The 5,342-nt window shown below is 61.8% G+C and carries 4 protein-coding genes and 1 pseudogene; 3 read left to right on the top strand and 2 right to left on the bottom strand.

All coding sequences use genetic code 11. The features are described from left to right. Window positions 1–339 precede the first annotated feature (339 nt). Window positions 340–1,526 (bottom strand): annotated as a pseudogene (locus tag GHK62_RS24795) (IS91 family transposase). A 13-nt stretch (window positions 1,527–1,539) separates the two neighbouring features. Further along, window positions 1,540–2,427, bottom strand: coding sequence for a tyrosine-type recombinase/integrase (locus GHK62_RS24800; protein WP_153437046.1), 888 nt, complete (start codon window positions 2,425–2,427; stop codon window positions 1,540–1,542). Between the two features lie 663 nt (window positions 2,428–3,090). Here GHK62_RS24800 and GHK62_RS24805 point away from each other — a divergent pair. The 3 genes from GHK62_RS24805 to rpsU all read left to right on the top strand — a co-directional run bounded on the left by GHK62_RS24805 (window position 3,091) and on the right by rpsU (window position 5,077). Beyond that, window positions 3,091–3,531, top strand: a complete 441-nt coding sequence (locus GHK62_RS24805) for a lipid-binding SYLF domain-containing protein (RefSeq protein ID WP_153441694.1) — start codon at window positions 3,091–3,093, stop codon at window positions 3,529–3,531. 344 nt (window positions 3,532–3,875) lie between these two features. Continuing rightward, complete coding sequence (locus tag GHK62_RS24810; RefSeq protein ID WP_153441695.1) at window positions 3,876–4,670, top strand: L,D-transpeptidase; 795 nt, start codon at window positions 3,876–3,878, stop codon at window positions 4,668–4,670. Between the two features lie 176 nt (window positions 4,671–4,846). Further along, window positions 4,847–5,077 carry a 30S ribosomal protein S21 gene (gene rpsU / locus GHK62_RS24815; RefSeq protein ID WP_136509803.1) on the top strand — a complete coding sequence of 77 codons (231 nt, stop codon included), beginning with the start codon at window positions 4,847–4,849 and terminating at the stop codon, window positions 5,075–5,077. Window positions 5,078–5,342: the final 265 nt, after the last annotated feature.

Here is a 5,342-nt window from a genome sequence, read left to right on the forward strand (position 1 = left end):
CCTGAAGGTTTTTCGATGCGGGCCGCAGCGCGACGTTTGCCGCTGGCGTTGGGCGGCCCGCGTTGACAAACCTTGGAAGGAGGAAGCCGCGGAGGCTGGGTGGGACCTATGGGGAAAGCGCGGGGCCGCGGGCGTCTGTTGTGGACTTCGGCGCTGCCGACAGACGCAAAGGCGCCGACCCGAGGGTGTGGGAGGCGATGATCGGAAGCAGATCTGGCGGTCTCGTTGGTGCCGATTTCGACGCTTTTGCGATGCTCAGTGTTATTGGGCGCAAAGCGATCCGATCCCGGAATGCAGAGTGTTTTCGGGTCGGCTTTGGCCAATGTGACGGGCACCTTGTCATGCGGCCTGCTTTCTCGGTGGCGCCCGGGCTCTGGGTTTCTGACCGCGTCGGAAGATCTCGATGATGCGCATCGGGCCACCGCACTCGGGGCATGGCTGTCTCAGAGTGAGCGGGATCGTCTCAGCGCTTGGCGGATCATTGTGTTTGGCCGTTTCCGCTCCGAGCAGAGCGCGGATCTTTGCGACCTTGGTCTTGCGGCCCGCACTGGCGAGCAGGCCGTAATGGCGGATGCGGTGGAAACCGTCGGGCAGCACATGGAGCAGGAAGCGGCGGATGAACTCGTCGGTGGCCAGCCGCATCACCTTCTGACGGTCGCCGGTCTTGATCCGGTAGTCCTTCCAGCGGAAGGTGACGGTCTCGGCATCGGCGCTGATCAGACGGCTGTTGGAGATCGCCACCCGGTGGGTATAGCGGCTGAGATAGGCGAGCACCGCTTCGGGACCGCCGAACGGCGGCTTGGCATAGACGACCCATTCTGATTTGCGCACAGCCAGGCGGCGAACGCGTCAGCCTCTGCGAGAGCTGTCAGATCAGCGTAGAACCTCAGATCGCCGGCGCAATGCAGTGCCCGCAGCCCTGCGATAAACAACCGCCGGAACAGTCGCGACAGAACCCGCACCGGCAGGAAGAACCCGGGGCGGCATGAGATCCACCGCGTGCCATCCGGCGACAGCCCGCCGCCGGGCACGATGATGTGCACATGCGGGTGATGGATCAGCGCCGATCCCCAGGTGTGTAGCACGCTGGTCATGCCGATGTGCGCGCCAAGCTGCCGGGGATCGGCGGCGATAGTGCTCAGCGTCTCGGCCGATACCCGAAACAGCAGGTCGTAGACAGCTTTCTTGTTCCAGTAAGCGATCTGCGCGATCTCGGCCGGCAGGGTGAAGACCACGTGGAAATACTCGACCGACAGCAGGTCTTCGGCGCGGGCGGCCATCCAGTCGCGCGCCGCGGGGCCCTGGCACTTCGGACAGTGCCGGTTCTTGCAGGAATTATAGGCGATGTGGTTATGCCCGCACTTGGTGCAAGCCGCCACATGCCCGCCGAGCGCCTCGGTTCGGCAGGCTTCGATCGCCGCCATGACCTTGAGCTGGGTCAGGCTGACATGCCCGGCATTGGCTCGCCGCCACGCAGGCCCATAGGCTCGGAAGATGTCAGCGATCTCCAGCTTTTGCCGGGGCACCCCGGCGCGCGCTTCATTCCAGCCGACGCCTCAGGGTGAGATCCTCCAACTGCTTCAGGCGCTCGAACGGGCTGATGGTGTCGCGGATCAACTTGGTGGCGACGTGGGTGTAGCGGGCGGTGCTGCTCAGCTTGGCATGGCCGAGCAGAACCTGGATCACCCGCACGTCGGTGTTCGCCTCCAGCAGATGCGTGGCGAAGCTGTGGCGCAGGGTATGCAGCGTTGCGGGCTTGGCGATGCCCGCCATGTGCTTGGCCGCGGTGAAGGCCCGGTTGAGCTGGCGCGGCGAGATCGGATTGATCTTCGGCTTGCCGGGAAACAACCATCCCCGCGGACGCGCCTCCCGCCAGTAATCGCGCAGCAGATCCAGCAAGCCCGGCGATAGCATGGCCTTGCGATCCTTGCCGCCCTTGCCTTCTTCGACGTGGATCAGCATGCGCTCGCTGTCGATGTCAGTGACCTTGAGGTGGCACACCTCCGACGCCCGCAGCCCGGCGCCATAGCTGATGCTGAGCGCCGCCCGATACTTCAGCCCGGGCCCGGGAGCCGCGGCCAGCAGGTCGGCGACCTCCTCGACGCTCAAGACGACCGGCAGCTTCTGCGGTTTGCGTTGGAACTGCATGTACCGCTTCATCTCCTCGCGCCCGCAGGTGATCCCGAAAAAGAACCTGAGCGCGATGATCCGGACATTGAATGTCGAGGGCGTCACCCCGGCATTGGTCATGTGTAGCTGGTAGGCCCGCAACTCCTCCGGCGTCGCCGTGTCGGGTGAGCGCCCCAGAAAGGCCGCGAAATCCTTGATCGCCCGGATGTGGCCTTGCTGCGCCTTGTCGCCCATCCCGCGGATGCGCATGTCCTCGATCATCCGCTCACGCAGCGCGGTGGTCTTCTCCTCTGTCATCGGACCCTCCTGTCCATCAGATTGAGAAGTCTCAATCGTCAGGCCAGGAACCCGAGACACAAAGAACCGACGTCGATCAGGAAACGCACCGCCAGCCACAAGCGCCATTGCCGCGCGAGCGGCTTAGTCCTGCCACCCTCTCGCGACGTTCCTGCCGAGCAGCGGCAATGACCGAAGCGGGTCAGCTCGAGACCTCGATCCGGATCGTTGCTTCGGCACAGAAGCTTTCCTCGCCGGAGCGAATGACCGTAATGAGGCAGGCAGGCCGGGTGGGAACGCGCCCCATGTCCGCCGTAGAAGTCGATCTTGACGTTGCCCGGAAGCAGACATCTGTGACCGCGCTGTACGTGGTGTCGCGACAAGCCTCCGAGCACATCTCAGCAACGCGGTCAAAGGTTGTGGGTTGTTAGATGTTTACAGCTTTGCGCATTCCCTCGCTTTCGTGGCTCTAGATTTCGTGCAGGCAATCCTGAGTCAGCCGAGCGTTGGCTGCCACCGAGACTATGTTTGCCATCCGCCTCGTTTCGTGGCGGCCTTCTCGCAGCCGGATTCTGGGCGCGTGCTTGGAACTAATGACGGGCGAGACTGTTTCAGCTGTGGCTTTGGCATGACGTTTACGTGCCCTCCTGCTGGGTAAGCCTCGATTTTGAGGAGACTCGCATCATGAAGGTTTCGTCCAGATTTCGTTCAGTCGCGGCTGCAGTTATCGCTGTAGCAGGAATCAGCTTTGCCGACTCCGCGCATGCCGACAGCGGTACGATCAGCTTCTCAGTCTACAAGGCTGCCTTCTTTGTGGGTGGTTCTGGAGGCGAGGGCACGCTGACCTTCCATGGTCGCCGCTATCCCATCACTGTCGGCGGCATCTCGGGCGGCCTCGCCTTCGGGGCTTCTAAGACCTATTTCCATGGTACCGTTCGCCACATTCGCCGCGCCCGAGATGTGACGGGGGTCTACGGTGCGGCGGGCGGTGGCGGCGCGCTCGGCAAAGGGGCCCAGATGATCGTCATGACCAATGACAAGGGCGCCCAACTCGAGCTCTCAGGCAAGCAGGTAGGCCTGCAAGTCAACGCCGATCTCAGCGGTATTGCCATCACGGTGAAATAAGGGCCGTCGCTCCGTTCGTCGTCCCTGCAGTCGGCCCACTACGCTGAATACAAAGGTCGGCTTTCAGCTTTCAGCGCTACCATCCAGGAAGCGGCCGTTCCACTGTCGGCCCCAATTGAGACGCTCGGGTCACACTGGCCAAGTATCCGCTCCTGACGCTGCCTGGGCGTTCAGAACATGAGTAGTAACGCGAACTCTCCCACATGCCCATGCCGTGGCGTCTGCCACCCTGCACTTGTGGAAAGCAGCGGGCAGGCAGGTTTCACGCCTTATTAACCATGAATTGTGAAAATGCGCCCAGCCGGAGGCATGATGCCGACCGTTCGTTTTGGGGTAAAGAGTGCATGCGTAAGCCGCAAGATCAGAAGCTGTCCTCCGACGCCACCATTTCGGAGTCCGGCTATGTCGTCTCTCGCCGCGCCGTGCTTTCGGGCCTGGGTGTCATGACCCTGCTTGGTGCCTCCGGCTGCTCGCAGGCGCTCGAACTCCCATCGCTGGGACCGCTCGAGCCGTCCGGTCGTATGTCGCCTGTGGGTGTTGACCACATATCGACCGGGTCGATCCCACCGATCAGCGTCGACAGCAACATCACCGACAACAGAACGATGTATGCCGCGCTGATCGACAGTGGTTTCGTGATCCCGGCAGTCCCATTCCAGAAGATTAGGCCGGAATTCCGGCGTCAGATCGTTATCGATCCGACCGGCGAGGCGCCGGGCACGATCGTGGTGCGGCTCAACGAGCGGCATCTCTATTGGGTGCAAGAAGGCGGCGAAGCGATCCGCTACGGCGTCGGCATCGGCAAGGCCGGTTTCGAATGGAACGGTCGCGCCGAGATCCAGTACACAAAGCAGTGGCCGACCTGGACCCCGCCCAAAGAGATGATCGCGCGCAAGCCGGAGCTGGTGAAATGGGCCGGCGGTCAGCCGGGTGGCCTCGACAACCCGCTCGGCGCCCGCGCACACTATATCTACAAGGACGGCCACGACACTGGTTATCGCGTGCACGGCTCACCGGAATGGTGGACCATCGGCACTCGGGCGTCTTCCGGTTGCGTGCGCATGATCAACCAGGACGTCATCGATCTGTACAACCGGGTCAAAGCATCGCCGACCAACGTCCCGATTGTGGTGGTGTGAAAGCCCTCCGCTTCGAGGTATGGTTCGAGGACTAGAATTTCGCACCTGACCCGGTTTCAGCGTGGCCTCGTTTTACTTTTAGAAAGCTCGAATTTCTGCGAACTGTGAACTTGGAATCTTGGAATTAGCTCGAAAACTTGTAAGTTGAGCGACCTTTTCCAACCTACGAGCGGCTAATGCAGGTTCTAGTACGCGATAACAATGTCGATCAGGCGCTCCGCGTCCTGAAGAAGAAACTCCAGCGCGAGGGCATTTTTCGGGAAATGCGGATGCGCGAGGCTTTTGAAAAGCCCTCGGTTAAGAGAGCGCGCGAGAAAGCCGAGGCGGTGAGCCGCCAGCGCAAGATTGCCCGCAAGCAAATGCAGCGCGAAGGCCTGCTTCCGTCGAAGCCGAAAAAGAGTAGATAGCTGATGAACGCTTAGGGCGGCCGCTGTGGCGGTGGGGCAGAGCGCCCCGTGGTTCAGAAGCACAGGCTCAGGTGTATTTCCTATACCCCTTGCCCGGGGCGCTGCGTAGTTCCTCAACTTTCGAACGCGCACCTTGATTGAGCCCCCGCCCCCTGCGGAGGTTCAATCAATTGAGCAGAACCCAAACGACGGAGCAGGCGGCTAAACAATTCCCCATGATACATTATGCGATCTTCTGTAACGGGCGTTGCGTCAATCCCTTGTG

The organism is Sinorhizobium terangae, assembly GCF_009601505.1.
GTDB lineage: Bacteria > Pseudomonadota > Alphaproteobacteria > Rhizobiales > Rhizobiaceae > Sinorhizobium > Sinorhizobium terangae.